Source organism: Litoribacter ruber, assembly GCF_018500185.1.
Lineage (GTDB): Bacteria > Bacteroidota > Bacteroidia > Cytophagales > Cyclobacteriaceae > Litoribacter > Litoribacter ruber.
Window position 1 is genome coordinate 24,132 of sequence record NZ_JAHBGI010000001.1, and the last position, 15,633, is coordinate 39,764.

General features: G+C 44.5%; 14 protein-coding genes. 8 read left to right on the top strand and 6 right to left on the bottom strand.

What is annotated here, in order from left to right:
* The first annotated feature begins 28 nt into the window (after positions 1 to 28).
* The 3 genes from KIH41_RS00115 (at position 29) to KIH41_RS00125 (ending at position 4,918) form a co-directional block, all read left to right on the top strand.
* A complete protein-coding gene (locus tag KIH41_RS00115; RefSeq protein WP_214161095.1) occupies positions 29 to 2,845 on the top strand; it encodes a TonB-dependent receptor in 2,817 nt (938 codons plus the stop codon).
* Between the two features lie 27 nt (positions 2,846 to 2,872).
* Positions 2,873 to 4,282 (top strand): hypothetical protein, encoded by a 1,410-nt coding sequence (locus KIH41_RS00120; RefSeq protein ID WP_214161096.1) that lies wholly within the window; start codon positions 2,873 to 2,875, stop codon positions 4,280 to 4,282.
* 66 nt (positions 4,283 to 4,348) lie between these two features.
* Complete coding sequence (locus KIH41_RS00125; RefSeq protein WP_214161097.1) at positions 4,349 to 4,918, top strand: hypothetical protein; 570 nt, start codon at positions 4,349 to 4,351, stop codon at positions 4,916 to 4,918.
* Positions 4,919 to 5,296: 378 nt separating this feature from the next.
* Here the strand turns inward: KIH41_RS00125 and arsB are convergent, their stop codons facing one another.
* The 4 genes from arsB to KIH41_RS00145 form a co-directional block, all read right to left on the bottom strand.
* Entirely contained in the window at positions 5,297 to 6,349 is a 1,053-nt protein-coding gene (gene arsB / locus KIH41_RS00130) for an ACR3 family arsenite efflux transporter (RefSeq protein ID WP_213946340.1), read from the bottom strand.
* On the bottom strand, positions 6,349 to 7,053 hold the full coding sequence (locus tag KIH41_RS00135) for a low molecular weight phosphatase family protein (RefSeq protein ID WP_317194897.1): 705 nt from the start codon (positions 7,051 to 7,053) through the stop codon (positions 6,349 to 6,351). The genes arsB and KIH41_RS00135 overlap by 1 nt, the downstream gene beginning before the upstream one ends.
* 205 nt (positions 7,054 to 7,258) lie before the next feature.
* Positions 7,259 to 7,792: a DUF6428 family protein gene (locus KIH41_RS00140; protein ID WP_214161098.1), complete on the bottom strand. Its 534-nt coding sequence runs from the start codon at positions 7,790 to 7,792 to the stop codon at positions 7,259 to 7,261.
* A gap of 167 nt (positions 7,793 to 7,959) precedes the next feature.
* On the bottom strand, positions 7,960 to 8,292 hold the full coding sequence (locus tag KIH41_RS00145; RefSeq protein ID WP_213946338.1) for an ArsR/SmtB family transcription factor: 333 nt from the start codon (positions 8,290 to 8,292) through the stop codon (positions 7,960 to 7,962).
* Between the two features lie 206 nt (positions 8,293 to 8,498).
* On the opposite strand from KIH41_RS00145, the gene KIH41_RS00150 reads away from it, so the two are divergent.
* From KIH41_RS00150 to KIH41_RS00165, 4 genes are read left to right on the top strand one after another with little or no spacing between them, the layout of a single operon-like run.
* Positions 8,499 to 9,257 (top strand): hypothetical protein, encoded by a 759-nt coding sequence (locus tag KIH41_RS00150; protein WP_214161099.1) that lies wholly within the window; start codon positions 8,499 to 8,501, stop codon positions 9,255 to 9,257.
* Positions 9,258 to 9,262: 5 nt separating this feature from the next.
* Positions 9,263 to 9,667 carry a hypothetical protein gene (locus tag KIH41_RS00155; protein ID WP_214161100.1) on the top strand — a complete coding sequence of 135 codons (405 nt, stop codon included), beginning with the start codon at positions 9,263 to 9,265 and terminating at the stop codon, positions 9,665 to 9,667.
* Positions 9,664 to 10,707: a sensor histidine kinase gene (locus KIH41_RS00160; protein ID WP_214161101.1), complete on the top strand. Its 1,044-nt coding sequence runs from the start codon at positions 9,664 to 9,666 to the stop codon at positions 10,705 to 10,707. Before KIH41_RS00155 ends, KIH41_RS00160 begins: the two co-directional genes overlap by 4 nt.
* Positions 10,708 to 10,713: 6 nt before the next feature.
* On the top strand, positions 10,714 to 11,400 hold the full coding sequence (locus KIH41_RS00165) for a LytR/AlgR family response regulator transcription factor (RefSeq protein ID WP_246538872.1): 687 nt from the start codon (positions 10,714 to 10,716) through the stop codon (positions 11,398 to 11,400).
* Positions 11,401 to 11,404: 4 nt separating this feature from the next.
* Here the strand turns inward: KIH41_RS00165 and KIH41_RS00170 are convergent, their stop codons facing one another.
* Together KIH41_RS00170 and KIH41_RS00175 are read right to left on the bottom strand one after the other, a co-directional pair.
* The gene (locus KIH41_RS00170; RefSeq protein WP_214161102.1) at positions 11,405 to 12,940 is read right to left on the bottom strand and encodes a cryptochrome/photolyase family protein; all 1,536 of its coding nucleotides are present in this window, start codon (positions 12,938 to 12,940) and stop codon (positions 11,405 to 11,407) included.
* Positions 12,941 to 13,030: 90 nt separating this feature from the next.
* Positions 13,031 to 14,590: a SulP family inorganic anion transporter gene (locus KIH41_RS00175; RefSeq protein WP_214161103.1), complete on the bottom strand. Its 1,560-nt coding sequence runs from the start codon at positions 14,588 to 14,590 to the stop codon at positions 13,031 to 13,033.
* A 281-nt stretch (positions 14,591 to 14,871) separates the two neighbouring features.
* On the opposite strand from KIH41_RS00175, the gene KIH41_RS00180 reads away from it, so the two are divergent.
* Positions 14,872 to 15,603, top strand: coding sequence for a class I SAM-dependent methyltransferase (locus tag KIH41_RS00180; protein ID WP_214161104.1), 732 nt, complete (start codon positions 14,872 to 14,874; stop codon positions 15,601 to 15,603).
* The last annotated feature ends 30 nt before the right edge of the window (positions 15,604 to 15,633 follow it).

The window sequence follows — 15,633 nt, forward strand, 5'->3', positions numbered from 1 at the left end:
TGTGGTGTTCGTTCAACGTATGCTACAAATGAAAAATGTTTTATCAATCCTAGCGGCCTATTTCCTTTTTATAGGAGCAGCTATTTCCCAGACAGGGACAATAAAAGGGGTGGTGGCCGATTCCCAATCGGGGGAAACCATCATCGGCGCTAACGTCAGAATTGAAGGCACCGGGCAGGGGGTAGCCACCGATATCGACGGTTCTTTTGAAATCAACCGGGTAGATCCTGGCAAGCACACTTTAGTAGTCTCCTTCATTTCCTATAAAACCCTCAAACTTCAAGAAGTGCAGGTAGTGGCAGAGAAAGCCACGGTGCTGGATGTAAATCTTGAGGAGGACTTGGGTGAATTGGGTGAGGTCACGGTGATGGCCAGCCGCGAGACGGGATCCAACATGGCCATTGTCTCAGAAATCAGAAAATCCCTGCAGGTGGTATCCGGCATTTCCTCTGAGCAGATCAGGTTGTCCCAAGATGGAAATGCCGCCCAGGTGATGAAGCGTGTGTCGGGGGTGACCATTACCGACAACAAATTCGTGCGGGTAAGGGGCGTGGATGACCGCTACAATGTGGTGATGATCAATAATGCCAACGCACCAAGCACGCAGGTGGACAAAAGGACTTTCTCCTTTGACCTTATCCCAAGCGAAAATCTGGACAGAATGATGATCTACAAATCATTTTCTCCGGAGGTTCCTGGGGATTTTGCTGGTGGTTTGGTGAAAGTTTTTACCAGAAATGCGCCAGATGAAGATTTCATCAATTTTGGGATGGGAATAGGTTTCCGTCAGGGAACGACCTTCCAGGATTATAAGCAAACTGAGGGGTCCAAGACTGACTTTTTGGGATTTGACAATGGCTTCAGGGATTTGCCTCAAGGGTTTCCAAGCAGTGACAGGTTGATTGACGCTTCCGGTGCCAGCCCGATCAGAGCCGAGGCCGGTAGGTTGATGAACAATAATTATGGTATCAATACTACCAAGGCAATGCCCGATTTGGGCGGAGGGTTTTCATTTGGGAAAAACTGGTATTTGGGTGGCATGAGGCTTTCAACGCATACCGACATTTCTATGGGCCAGAGCTTCCAGGCCTTTACCGCTGAGCGTAACCGCTACTTTTTCTTTAACCCTGGTCAGCCTACGGCAAAACGTGATGAGTATTTTGACAGCTATTATGCTAAAGAAAATAATGCAGGCATTATGTCCAACTGGCTTTTGAGGCTTAATAAGGACAATACGATTGCTTTCCGTAATCTTTTCAACCAAACGGGTATCAACGAAACCATCCTTAGACAGGGCAGGGATTTCATTCAGCGTCCCGATGGGGCTAGGGATTATGCTTTCAGGTATGAATCCAAAACCATATACACAGGGCAAATCGAGGGGAATCATTTCTGGAATGACGAGCAGAACAAAATCAACTGGGTAGTTGGAGGGAATTACATGGCTCATGAGGAGCCGGACTTTAGAAGGTTCAGAACTTTTTACCAAAACGGTGTGGGAGAAGGTCAGTATGTGATCATTGATCCACCAGCAAGTAGTCCCCAGGATTTGGGTAGATACTTTGGCTACATGAATGAATGGGGGCTTAGCCAGGGGTTGAATTTTGAGAAGAAATTCAAAGGTGTGGAAAAGGACCGGCCAAGGATTCTTCGCGCAGGTTATCTGGCTGACTATAAACAAAGAAGCTTTGATGCCCGATACATCACCTATTATTATCCAGGTTCATCCAGTGGTGCTGCAAAAGAGGAATTGATCCGCCAGCCGATAGATCAGGCTTTTGCACCTGAAAACTTCAATGTACAGGATGGATGGTTGGTGCAAGAGGGTACCAGGCCAACTGACCAGTATGATGCTTCCACCTTTGTGGGGGCCGGTTATTTGGGCGCCGTTTATCCGATTGGGAAATTTAACCTTTCCGGTGGTGTGAGAACTGAATATTCAATTCAGCAATTGACCAGTGCCACTTTTGGCGGGCCGGTGAATGTGGACAACCGGGAGCTGATCGCCCTTCCGGCGGTGAACGTGGACTATAATTTCAGCGAAAAATCCTTGATGCGGGCTGGTTACGGCAGAACTGTCAACCGTCCAGAATTCCGGGAGTTTGCCCCATTCCTTTATTACAGCTTTGAATATTTGGCGGGCTTTTCAGGGAATCCTGACCTCCAGATGGCCAGAATTGACAACTTGGACCTTCGATACGAATACTACCCGAATGAAGGGGAGACCTTTAGTATAGGTGGTTTTTACAAGAGCTTTGACCGTCCGATAGAGGCTGTGGGAAGAAACGTGAATGAGGAAATGCAGTTCAGCTACCGCAATGCTGTGGATGCCTATGTGTACGGGGTGGAAGTGGAAGCCAGAAAAGCCCTGAGCACGGTCACCAACCTGCCATTCCTTAGAGACCTTTCCATCAACGCCAATGCATCTCTGATATGGAGTGAGGTGTTTTTGGGAGATGACGTAGCCTTCCAGGAAAACAGAAGGGCGCTGCAGGGCCAGTCCCCGTATGTGTTCAACACCTCCCTTTCCTACCACAATGAGAAAAGAAACCTGTCTGTAAACGCAGCATACAATGTTTCGGGCCCAAGGATTTTTATTGCTGGAAACGTGAACTTCCCGGATATCTATGAAATGCCCAGACATGCCATTGACCTGACCATCTCGAAAATGGTGAGTGAACGAACTACTTTAAAATTGGGCGTACAGGACCTGTTGAATTTCCAATACAGATTTTACCAGGACACCAATTACGATGGACAGATCACTTTTGATGTGGATGAACCCATGTACAGATGGAGAAGAGGTAGAATGCTTACCGCTTCATTCAATTATAAACTGAAATAAAAACACCTTTATTAAAACTATCTAAAAATGAAAGCAAATTTTAGAATTGCCGCAATGGCTGCCCTGATGGGTTTTGCCGCTGCCTGCTCCGAAGATGTTGACCCAGTCAATGTCGTTGATCCAGAAAACAACTTGGTTGCTCTGGAAGGAGATTTGACTACCCGTACGTTGACAGCCGATCAGCAGTACTTGCTGAAAGGACAAGTTTTCGTGAGGGATGGCCAAACGGTAACTATCGAGCCTGGAACAATCATCTATGGTGAGAAAAGATCTAGAGCGACGTTGATCGTAGACCGTGGAGGCAAATTGATCGCCAGGGGTACTGCGCAGGCTCCTATCGTCATGACTTCTGCGCAGGAAGTGGGTGAGCGTGATAGAGGTGACTGGGGTGGCTTGGTGATTTTGGGCCGTGCCAGCACCAACCAGGTGGATCCGGAGATTGAAGGTATTGATCCTGCTGTTGTTTTTGGCGGTAACGAGGATGATGACAATTCTGGAGAGTACGAGTACCTGCGAGTGGAATATGCGGGTATCGAACTTACTCCCAACAACGAGACCAACTCCATCACCATGGGTGGTGTGGGCCGTGGTACTTTCATGGAGCACTTGATGGTTTCCTTTGGTGGAGATGATGGTTTTGAGTGGTTTGGCGGTACGGTAAATGGCCGTTATTTCATTTCACACTCTACTTGGGATGATGATTTGGACGTTGATTATGGTTACTCTGGAAACGTACAGTATGCTTTGGTGGTGAGAAACCCATTCTTTGCTGATCAGTCTCAGTCAAACGCCTTTGAAACCGACAACGGTCCAAATGACAACGACGTGCAGCCTTACACTACGGGTACTTTCTCTAACGTGACAGTTTACGGTCCTAGAGACAGAGTCGGCAGATCTATTTCCGGAAACAACTTCCACGCTATGGATATGAGAAGAAGAACTGCAGTGAGTATTTTCAATACTGTTTTGACAGGTTTCCCAACAGGTCTTAGATTCAACACTGCTTCTGTAACCCAGCAATACGATGCAGGCAACGGTGTTTTGGCTAACAATATTCTAATCAACCCGAACGCAAACTATGCTGCGGGTGGTGGTGCTGATGTGGCGGATGTACAGAGAATTTGGGAGGCTGCCAATACTACCGTGACCTTACCTGAAGCGGGTGCCGAAGAGGATTTCTACAGAGGCTATGGCTTGCGACCTGAAAACTTCTTTGCCAGATATACCTTCCAAACTTATCCAAACAATCCTGACTTCTCCTTGCTTTCAGGTGGATCATTGGCTGCTGGAGCTGATTTCAGCAACGCTAAGTTCAACGAAGCCAACAGGTCTTCATTCTTTGAGAATGTGGAGTTTGTAGGAGCATTCGGTGCTACTGACTGGACTGACGGATGGGCTGAGTTTAACCCATTGAATATCGATTACCTTAATAAATAATCAATCTACCATGCCTCCGGGTTAGCCGGGGCATGGTTTTCTTTCAACTTTCAAAACCTATATTCCATGCGAATTTCAGTGTTTATTTTCATAGTGATCATGCTGGCCGGATGCGCCAAGTCCTCCCGCTATGAGGCCAAGTATCAACTGACTCCCAAGGAGCAGGATGATATCATTTTGACAACCATCCGGTACATTGGGCATTTGCCTAAAAAGGGTTCTCACGAAAATAAGTTTGAAGAAAGGTTTGACCAATATTATTCCCAATTGGCAAAAGACTTTACCCTAGATGCTTATCATAAGGATGCCGATGGCTATGAGTATTTTATGGCCAGCCGCGTTGCCCCATCGCTAAAGGTAAAGAAAGTGGCCACTGGGGTGAAAATGAAAAGAAATCAAATTGGCGAATTGGAATATTATGAGGAGGTTTTTAGAACCTGGAAGTTTGAGGAAGAAGAATTGCGTAACAAAAGCCTGATGCTGTTTTCCATGATGATCCGCGAAAAGGACCTGGCCCCTTATTTTCCACAGAATTCCGGAAAAGAAGAATATATTGAGTTTCCAGACCTGTATGTCGCTTATGATGTGGATGATAGGATTTGGAAAATGAAATCACAGTTGAGTTCAAAAGATTAAAAAATTTCTTAAATTTTTATTTCCCCAAGATTTTGTATTTAGCCCCATAAAAAAAGTTTTATGGGGCTAATTTTATTACTATAACGTTCATTTCAAAAGAGGAAAAGTTCATGTCTATTTTTGGTTGTTTAATTTTTTTTCTACCTTTCATCTGTATTAACAACTCTTTCTCAGAATTGTACTGTTTTGTTCCAATGGTTTAACGGTGACAAGTCATAAAAGGAATAAAGATTGTAAACGGTATCAAAGATATTTTTTTGATAATTGCAGTTTACTTTTTGTATAAGGTTTGGCAGGCTCGCAGTGATGCGAGCCTGCTTCTTGTTTATAGGTTATGGTTTATTGTTCCGCTGGGGCGGAACGGTTATGGGTTACTTATTAAGCCTTCTGCCCGACTTGTATGCCAAAGCGGTTGCTGTTGGCAAAGGCCACCAAAGAGAGCATTACCGGGACTTCAACCAGTACCCCTACCACAGTCACCAAGGCAGCCGGGCTGTTGAGGCCAAAGAGGGCAATGGCTACGGCTACGGCCAACTCAAAGAAGTTGGAAGCCCCAATCATGGCCGATGGGGAGCAAACCGCATAAGGTAGTTTTAGCCACTTGCCGCCATACCAGGCCAGGAAGAATATAAAATAAGTCTGAATAGTCAGGGGAACTGCAATCAGCAAGATTACGATGGGGTTGTCCAAGATATTTGGTCCTTGGAAGGCAAAAATCAGGACCAAGGTAAACAACAATGCTGCTATACTGATTGGTCTCAGCTTAGGCATAAATTGATTTTTGAACCATGCTTCTCCTTTTTTCTCAATCATGGTTTTCTGAGTCAGCACCCCGGCTATAAGCGGTATCACTACAAACACTACCACTGATGTAGCCAGTGTGCCGTAAGGGATCTCCACATCTGTGATACCCAGTAGCAAGCCTACCAAGGGTACAAATGCAATTAGCAGGATCAGGTCATTAACGGAAACTTGTACTAAGGTGTAATTTGGGTCCCCATCACTCAGGTAGGACCATACAAACACCATGGCTGTACAGGGAGCCGCACCCAGCAGGATAGCACCGGCAATATACTCACTTGCCACCTCGGGCTGAATGTAGGCTTCATACAGGTTGGTGAAAAACAGCCAGGCAAAGAAGGCCATTGTAAAAGGTTTGATCAGCCAGTTGATGATTACCGTCCAGATCAGTCCCTTTGGTGCTTTGCCTACCTTTTGGATACTGCGAAAATCCACCTGCAGCATCATGGGATAGATCATCATCCAGATCAGGATGGCGATGGGGATGTTAACATTGTAAATTTCCCAGCGACTCATAACCTCCATACTTTCGCCGGCAAAGTGTCCGATGGCTATTCCCCCAATGATACACAGGGCCACCCATACGGTCAGGTATTTTTCGAAAAAGGCAATTTTCTTTACTTGAGGCATTAGGCTTTAACTTTTACTTGGGAGAAAACATGGAACATCTCGGAAGCAATCTGAAGGGATCGCTCATCGTATTTTTCCGCTTCTTGGGCTGTGTCATCAAAAGCCTTGGGATCCTCATACCTTACCGGTATCCTGACTTCTGCTGCAGGGATGAAAGGACAGTTCTCATCTGCATGGGAACATGTCATTACTGCAGCGTAGGGATCGCTACCTATTTCATCATAGAGCTTTGAAAAGGCCACGATTGGATTGGCATCATCGGAGTAGAAAAGGTAGTATTTTGGGTTGCTATCCCCGTTTTTGGTAACCTTGAAGCCCGTTCTTTTCATGGATTCCACAGCTCTTTCATTGAAGGCGGTAACCTCGACTCCACCGGAAAAGCAGTCTGCGTCGATGCCGTGAAGGTCAGCGGCCAACTGTGCCCATATTTGGGAAAACTGGCTTCTTCTGGAGTTGTGGGTACAGATAAAATTAAGCCGTATGGGCTTGCCAGCATCCAGTTTGGTTTGGATATAGTCAATTAAAGCCTGAAGATACTCTTTGCGCTCCGATGGGATGGTTTGGGAGGGGAGTTGGTTGATGAAGGATTGGAGTTTTGGGTATAGGTTCATAAGTATGTTTGATGTCGAAATGTCGAATGTCAGATGTCGGATGTAATTAATCGTCACCTCAGCCTGTCCCGATTCGCTCTGCTCTCGGGACAAGTTCTGTGGTTATTTTATTCCCCGTTATTAGTAGTGGTCTGAATACGGCTCTAATTCCTAAGAGATTTCTTCACTCCCTACGGTCGGTACTAATGACGTGTAAAAGTTCTCGCAGCGATTTTCGCAGCGCCGCCGCGAGAAATCAAAACGTCATAGCACTTGGTGTGTTTGCAAAATATAGAGCCTCGAAATGACGAGCGTTTGATTAGCAGCATCCTCCTCCAGGTTCGCAGGTGTTGTCCTGGAGTTGGGAGAGTCTGATTTTTGGTTTTACGTTGGCTGGGCCACAGCAGGCGGCGGCTTTTTCCTCTGGGGTGGTGGCCCTGTCCTTTGCCTTGCAGGTGGTGTTTTGGGTGATCAACTGTACGATGATTTTGTCCTTTAATACCAATACGTCACTAATGGGGAGGGTAGTAGCCGGAAACTGGCTGTTACCATATTCGATTTTGATTTCGGTGTCCTGGAAGGTAGGCCTCACGGAGTCTACCAACTGGAAGATTTTTAGCGCCTTTGTGGTGTCCACCCGGTGATTGGGCTCTGGGATTTCATTTTCCCAAAGCTGCACGTGCGTTTCTTCCCACTGGTTTCTTTTCCCGCCGCAGTCCACCGTGTCGAAGATGACGTTTTTGATTTCGGTGATGTGGAAATCCGGTCTGGCGTATTGGCCGGGCAAGTATTCAAAATAAAGTGGAGTCTCTGGATTGGACTCGAGGAGGTGTGTGAATTGTGAGGTTTTCATGGATCTAAGGGTTGAGGGTTTAAAGGGGACACAGACCTTCCTGCGCAGGCAGGGTTTCGCGGAGTTTAACACGGAGTTTCACAGAGGCTTCATCGCGGCGGATTATGCGAACTTTTCTACTCTGAGAAACTCTTTTTCAAACTCGGTGCAACTCTGTGTCCCTTTGTTTAGCAACATTGATTTTCTTTATTTTCAAATTGATCGAATAGTCCGTTGAACAGGTTTTGGATCTCGGTCCAGCGGATGGGGTTGATGCAGTAGCTGACCGAGACGCCCTCTATGGTGCCTTGGATGATGCCGCAATTTTTTAATTCCCGCAGGTGCTGGCTGATGGTGGCCTGTGCGAGTCCAAGTTCCTGCACCAAGTCCCCGTTGATACAGGAGTTGGCCTTGAGCAGGTGCTGGATGATGGCAATCCGTGCGGGGTGGGCGAAGACCTTGGCCACTGCCGCCAGTTCGTTTTGATCAGTTGAGAAAAGGTCTGTTTTAGTGATTCCCATGGTGCGTATGTTTATATTGCAATATTACGATTAATGACCGGAAAAAGTGTCAAAACCGTTTCAGTTTTTTTCAAAATAATTTCCTTCATTCTGTTAGAGAACATAAATCGGTTATTTGAGCATTTAAAAAGTGGTGTTCACCCCGATCCCTTTGAGAAACTGTTTTTAGAAAGTTTATTTGTGGAGCATTTAACCTAAACTTATTTATGAACCGACCCTACAGTAGTTTTGCACTCGTTTTAACATTGTTTCTATTTTGCGCCACTTCGCTTTCTGCACAGACCATCTCTCTCGATGAACTTCAGGAGGAGGAAATTTATATTCCTTCAGATAAAAGTTTTATGATACTCACTTTTCCGCTTTCCACCTTTTCTTACCAAACTGGATATGAGAACATGCAGTCGAGACTAAATAGTATCGGCGGGTTGGAACAGCCGAAATTATTTGAACATGTAAGTTTCGGAGTGGGATGGAGGAGGAAAAATCTGTTTTATAACTTGAATGCAAGTTTTCCGATTTTTTCCCAAAGAAAGGAGATCTCGGCTGGTTCAATGACAAGAAGTGTTGAAGTCCGGGATGGTAATTTGGATTTCACCATTGGATATGCCCTACTTCCAAGTGAAAGGTTTTACTGGATTATTAGGAGTGGGCTCGGCTATCATTTTAGGGAAATGAACTTGAAAGAAGTGAGCAGCACTCCTTTTGATTTGGAGGATTTCAGAAATCCGGTTGGAACTTCTTGGCCGCAGCTTGAACATCAAAGCATTACTTGGGATATAGCATTTGAAATGATGCCAAAAGCCATGCGGAAAGTGTCTGTGCTCCAGAGTGCGCAGCTTGGTTATAAATATGGGCTTGGCTCACCCCAATGGAAATCCCAAGAAACGACCTTGGTGAACCCGATCCGAGACAGGGTTTCTACCTTTTATCTTAGGGCTTTGATAGTGATTAATAAAGAAAATTAATCAGCATGGTAAAATTATTAATGCTCATACTATTGCCTTTTCTTCTTGGGGAAAATTGGGGGGATGTAATCCAATCCGACCAAGTGGCTACTGTGATTATTTACCGAAAAAGAAGTGGAATGCCCAAAAAAATCGGGTTGCGAATTGACGGCAAACAGGTAATTCCCAGTCTTAAGACCAATACCTATTATGAACATAGGTTGGATCCGGGAAAAGTTTTGTTAGAAACAAAGGGAGATATTTTTACGGAACTTAAGCAATATAGTCTTACTTTGGAGGCAGGCCAAACATATTATCTGGAGGCTGTCATTGAATATCAGGCTTTCACTACTACTATGCACCTAGTTAGAAAAAGTGAAAAGACAGCTAAAGAGGCAATAAAAAATATGAAAAGTGAACAGGTGAAATGATGAAGTTTAGTTTGAAATCTCCACAAGAAAGGGTTTTTAGTTTCTTTTTGTCAGTTGGCTTGTGTGTCATTCTGGTATATTGGGGCTTTAGACTTTCCGCTTTAATAGGTTTTGATGAAGAGGAAACCTATATAGGAAGCCTAGGCCTATTTCTTTTGAGCTGGATTTTTATATTTGGAGTGGCTAATGTAATGGCCTGGCTGAATTTTAACTTTTTGTATTCCAAGTGGAAGCAAAATAAAATGCCAGTACTCAGTTTTTGGACGCTGGAATTATTGATTTTTGCTGCGTTCTATGAGTTTTTGCTTTGGAGGACATCCTACGATGTGGGGTTGATGGGGGAGAATTTTCTGGTTTTGATATTCCTGGCTGCTTATTTTGTAGCCTTTATCTGGATAGCAGAAGGACTGAGGGGAAAAAAGAGGGAAAAATTACTGCTGCAGCAAAAGGAACGTGCGGAATTACTTTTGCTGCAATCCCAGCTCAATCCCCATTTTCTATTTAATGCTTTAAATAGCATTTACAGCAAGGCAATTAAAGAAGGCAGTGAGAATACCGCGGAGCAGATCCAAGGTTTGGCTGTTCTTATGCGCTTTGCAATTGAAAAAGCAAACCAATCCAAGGTCAGCCTGCAGGAGGAATTGGAATTTCTGAACCAATACATACAGATCTACTTGAACAGATTGTCACCGGAACAGCAATTTAAAGTTGAATGGAACCAAGACTGGGACGGGTACCCGGGTGAAATCTGCCCTATGCTCATTCAGCCTTTAATTGAAAATGGGTTTAAATTCTCTGACTTCTCAGCCAACTCCACATCGACGCTTATTAGGATGGTTTTAAAGGTGGAGGAAAATGATTTTAAATTTACCTGCGAGAATTACTACATATCCCAACACGTGAAGCGGAATAAGGGAACCGGAAAAGGAATGGAGCTGGTGGCTCAAAGATTAAAGAATCTCTACCCTGAAAAACATAAATTTGAAATCCTGGAAGGGCAGGATTTATTCAAAGTAAAATTACATATCAATTTAAATTGAAGCGAAATGTTGATTAAGGCCGTTGCTATAGATGATGAAACCCCAGGGCTTGAAATAGTGGAAAGCTTTGTGAAAAAAGTGCCTTTTATCCATTTGGAAAAAACCTTTAACAACCCCAAGGAGGGGCTTCAATACATTTTTGATCAGCAGCCTGACCTAATTTTCCTTGATATCCACATGCCCCAAATTAACGGGATTGAGCTGGCAAAAGTAATTCAGCCTTTGGGCAAATCCTTTATTTTCACTACTGCTTACCGAGAATATGCATTAGACAGTTATGAACTTCAGGCGCTCGATTATTTATTGAAGCCTTTTTCTTTTGAAAGATTCCTTACCGCACTGAATCGTGCCTACCAAGAAATCATACGCAAGAAAGGTGAAGAAACCAGCATTTTCATCAAAGATAGTTATGACTGGATACGGATAAAGCTCAATGAAATCCGGTTTATCAAATCAGACAGCAACCTGTTGTTTATCCACCTTGATAAGGAGACCTTTAGCACACGGATGACCATTACCGAGATCCTTGAAGTCCTGCCAAAAGACCAATACATGAGGGTTCACAAATCTTACATTGCCAACCTTTCAGCCATTGAAAAAATTGAAAGGCATCAAGTTTGGATAGGAAGGGATGCGGTTCCCGTAGCGGCTACTTATCGCGAAATAATGGAAGGAAAACTGTTGAAGAAATAAGCTATTAAAGTTTATCCAAATCCGTTAAATACTCCTCCGCCTGCTCCAAAATGGCCGTTCTCTCCTCTGCAGGTTTTTTGTCCCAGATCCTGTACATCATGTTGACTCGTTGGTTGTTTTCGAACAGCGCCCTATGCCTATCATAGAAATTCCAGTAAAGGCTGTTGAAAGGACATGCTTTTTCCCCTACCTTTTTGCTTTTGGAGTAATGGCAGCCTTTGCAGTAGTTGCTCATCTTGGCGATGTAATTGGCGCTGGAGACGTAGGGTTTGGTGCCCACGATGCCGCCGTCGGCAAACTGGCTCATGCCGCGGGTGTTGGTGATTTCCACCCATTCGATTGCGTCAATATATATGCCCAGATACCATTCATCCACCTCATCGGGATGGACATTGGCCAATAGGGCAAAATTGCCCGTGATCATCAGGCGCTGTATATGATGGGCATAGGCATGGGTGAGGCTTTGGCTTATGGCATGCCTGAGACAGTTCATCTTGGTGTCCCCGCTCCAGTACCACTTGGGAAGGCTGCGTCGGTGGTTGAGTTTGTTCAGTTTGGCGTAATCGGGCATCTTGGCCCAATAGACGCCCCGCATAAATTCCCGCCAACCCAGAATCTGGCGGATAAAGCCCTCTACCTGACTGATTTCGATTTTACCCTTTGCCTGATGATAGGCTTCGATTACCTTATCGATCACCTCCTTGGGGCTAAGCAATTTAGAATTCATCAAAAAACTTAATCTGGAATGGAAAAGAAAAGCGTGCTCGGTGTGCATGGCATCCTGGAAAGTTCCAAATTTGGGAAGCAACTCCTCACAAAAATAATTCAACACTTTAAGCCCTTCTGCCCTGCTAATAGCCCAGGCAAAGTTTTCGGGATCAATTTCCCCAAAATGCTTGACCTCCATTTTTTCCAGCATATCTAAAACATCCTGTATGTTTTTGCGGAAACGCTTCGGAGGCTGAAGCAGAGATGGGTCGGTAAGCTTTTTTCTGTTGAGCTGGTCATAATTCCATTTTCCGCCCTCGGGCTCACCTCCATCCATCAAGACTTCATGCTTTTTGCGCATATGGCGATAAAAAGTCTCCATGAGGAAACTCTTTTTCCCCTTAAAGAAATCAGCCATTTCCTCCCTTTGGGTAAAAAAATGCTCGGTGTCATAGGCTTGTGATTCGATTTTCAAATCCTTGCAAAAAGATTTAAGCTGCTTATCTAACCTATACTCGTCAGGGAGCAGGTACTGGAACTTCTGAATTTCATTTACATCTATAAGGCCTGAAAGGTTTTCCGGTAAGCTTTGCTTGTTTTTTGAATCATCCAGTTTGAGGTACAGGACCTGATGTCCCCGTTCCTCAAGCCACCCAGCAAATTCCCGCATGGCCAGAAAGAAGGCCGTAATTTTTTGGACATGATGCATCACATAGCCGGTTTCCTGCTTCATTTCCATCATCACATAAAGGATGCTGTCGTCGGTTTTGGCAAACCAGGAATGCTTGTGGTTGAGCTGGTCGCCTAAAATAAGTCGGAGGGTTTGGGGCATGTGGTTTTTTAAGAAAAGCGGCTGTGTAGGATTTTTGTTTTCTTTCACACAAAAAAACCACTGGGTCTCCTCCAGTGGTTTTCATAATAATTAATCCTCAATTTTCTCCCTTTCCCGCTCCACTATCTTGTAGCTGGGGTCATCATCGGTGAAATTGACGTTTATTATTTTGTCTGCCTTGGCCAGCAAGGTTCTGCTGCTGGTGTCCAGATGGCGGATGTAAACCGTCTTGCCCAGCTTTTCATAACGTTCCGTTATTTTGTTGATGGCATCTATTCCAGAGTGGTCCACGATTCGGCTTTCCTGGAAATCTATGATGATCTCTTCTGGATCATTGACGGGGTCAAATTTTTCTCCAAACTTGAGTGCAGATGCGAAAAACAGCGGTCCAAAAATCTCGTAATGCTTCACCCCTTTTTCATCGACACGTTTTCTTGCTCGGATCATCTTCGCATTTTGCCAGGCAAAGACTAATGCGGAAATGATCACTCCGACCAATACGGCAAGGGCTAAATTGTGCAAAAACACTGTTACCAGCGTCACTACGATCATGACCAACACATCGTGGAAAGGCACTTTGCGGAACACTTTCAGGGAAGCCCACTCAAAGGTGCCGATAGCCACCATAAACATCAGCCCCACCAAAGCGGGCATGGGCATCATTTCTATATAGGTGGAAAGAAACAGGATGAACATCAAAAGACCGACGGAAGCCACAATCCCGGAAATTCTATTTCTGCCTCCCGCATTCACGTTGATGAGGGACTGTCCAATCATGGCGCAGCCACCCATTCCCCCAAAAAAGCCAGTGGTAATATTGGCCACACCCTGGCCAATGCATTCCCTATTTCCGCTACCCCGGGTTTCGGTGATTTCGTCTATCAAGGACAGAGTCAAAAGACTTTCAATCAAACCTACACCTGCCATAATTGCTGAATAGGGAAGGATGATCATAAAAGTATCCCAATTAAGAGGGACCAAGGGAAGGTGAAACTCTGGCAGCCCACCCGAAATAGAGGCGATATCCCCGACAGTTCTTACATTTATTCCCCCAAAAATGACCAGCAGCGATACTATTATAATTGCGGCAAGAGCGGAAGGAATGGCTTTTGTCAGCTTTGGGAGAAATTTGATAATTATCATTGTCAAAATAACAAGGCCAAGGGTTAAATGCAGCTGTGTTCCCCTCATCCACTCTGTCATTCCCGGGGCCACTTCCACTTTAAATTGGTCAAATTGAGCCATGAATATCACGATGGCCAAGCCATTGACAAACCCGAACATCACAGGGTGAGGTACTAGACGGATAAGCTTGCCTAGCTTCAACACCCCGACCAAAACTTGGATCAGTCCCATCAACACCACAGCTGCAAAAAGGTACTCCACCCCATGGGTGGCAACCAATGCAACTACTACTACGGCGATGGCACCTGTGGCACCTGAAATCATGCCTGGTCGCCCTCCCAAAATGGAGGTTATAAGCCCGATGATAAAGGCAGTGTAAAGTCCAATTAAGGGGCTTACTCCGGCTATAAGAGAAAATGCCACCGCTTCGGGCACTAAGGCTAGGGCTACGGTGAGTCCCGATAAAACTTCATCTTTGAGATTCGCCTGCTTGGGACGAAAAAGATTGATTAACATCTGTGTCATGACAGAATTATTTTTATTTATAAGTAATGGAAATACAAGTTATGCCCAAGGATAGAAATCAAAGGGAAATGAAAAAGTGGCTCCTGATTAACTCAGGGTGGAGTGGGGGTGGGTTTGTAAAGAATTGGATTTTTCATAATAGGATGGCAAAAGTACAATTAAATACAAGTATAGCAAGGTGGATTTTTAATTGTTTGCTCAATTTGTTAACTTAATTATCTGATTAACAGGGGGTGTTCTGTAGTCGGTTTTGATTGTTTTTCATTTTAAAAATTGTGGTTATGAATGAGGCAGCAGAAAAAGTAGGCTTTTTTGAGTTGGCTGTGGAAGAAAAACTCTTTGCAAGTGAATCCCGGCTGAAGTTCCATTTGAATTTTGTTTTTGATGGGATTGATTTAAAAGGTAAATCGGTATTGGACATTGGTGGGGGAAAAGGTTTGTATAGCTTCTATGCCGCTCATAAGGGGGCTTCAAAAGTGGTTTGCCTTGAGCCGGAGAGTGATGGAAGCTCTTCGAATGTGGTCACAAAATTCAATGAATTGAAGGTAAAGCTTGGGTATGAAAATGTTGAGTTGAGACAATTGATGCTTCAGGACTTGGGTGCCAAGGAGAAATTTGATATCATCTTGATGCATAATTCAATTAACCACCTTGATGAACCTGCTTGCGTGGATTTGCTTGAAAATGAGGAAAGCCAGAAAAAATACCTGAAGATCTTTGAACAGATATATGCCTTGACTAACCCGGGAGGTAAGGTCATCGCCTGTGATTGTTCCAACCATAATTTCTTTCATCTCTTAAATATTAGGAACCCCTTTGTTCCTAAAATCGAATGGGAAAAGCATCAGTCGCCCAATATCTGGGCCCAACTGATGGGGTTTGCGGGTTTCAAAAACCCCAAAATCACCTGGTCGTCGATTAACCGGCTTGGCAAGGTGGGAAAGGTGTTGATTTCAAATAAAGTGGGCTCTTATTTCACCAAAAGCTATTTCTGCCTCCATATGGAAAAATAAAACCAGCTAAAATTTATATATTTCAGTTTC

Coding starts and splice junctions, on each gene's coding strand:
- KIH41_RS00125 (WP_214161097.1), top strand. CDS start 4,349: ATGCGAATTTCAGTGTTTATTTTCATAGTGATCATGCTGGCCGGATGC.
- arsB (WP_213946340.1), bottom strand. CDS start 6,349: ATGCCTCAAGTAAAGAAAATTGCCTTTTTCGAAAAATACCTGACCGTA.
- KIH41_RS00145 (WP_213946338.1), bottom strand. CDS start 8,292: ATGGGAATCACTAAAACAGACCTTTTCTCAACTGATCAAAACGAACTG.
- KIH41_RS00155 (WP_214161100.1), top strand. CDS start 9,263: ATGGTAAAATTATTAATGCTCATACTATTGCCTTTTCTTCTTGGGGAA.
- KIH41_RS00120 (WP_214161096.1), top strand. CDS start 2,873: ATGAAAGCAAATTTTAGAATTGCCGCAATGGCTGCCCTGATGGGTTTT.
- KIH41_RS00175 (WP_214161103.1), bottom strand. CDS start 14,590: ATGACACAGATGTTAATCAATCTTTTTCGTCCCAAGCAGGCGAATCTC.
- KIH41_RS00180 (WP_214161104.1), top strand. CDS start 14,872: ATGAATGAGGCAGCAGAAAAAGTAGGCTTTTTTGAGTTGGCTGTGGAA.
- KIH41_RS00170 (WP_214161102.1), bottom strand. CDS start 12,940: ATGCCCCAAACCCTCCGACTTATTTTAGGCGACCAGCTCAACCACAAG.
- KIH41_RS00115 (WP_214161095.1), top strand. CDS start 29: ATGAAAAATGTTTTATCAATCCTAGCGGCCTATTTCCTTTTTATAGGA.
- KIH41_RS00165 (WP_246538872.1), top strand. CDS start 10,714: ATGTTGATTAAGGCCGTTGCTATAGATGATGAAACCCCAGGGCTTGAA.
- KIH41_RS00140 (WP_214161098.1), bottom strand. CDS start 7,792: ATGAAAACCTCACAATTCACACACCTCCTCGAGTCCAATCCAGAGACT.
- KIH41_RS00160 (WP_214161101.1), top strand. CDS start 9,664: ATGATGAAGTTTAGTTTGAAATCTCCACAAGAAAGGGTTTTTAGTTTC.
- KIH41_RS00150 (WP_214161099.1), top strand. CDS start 8,499: ATGAACCGACCCTACAGTAGTTTTGCACTCGTTTTAACATTGTTTCTA.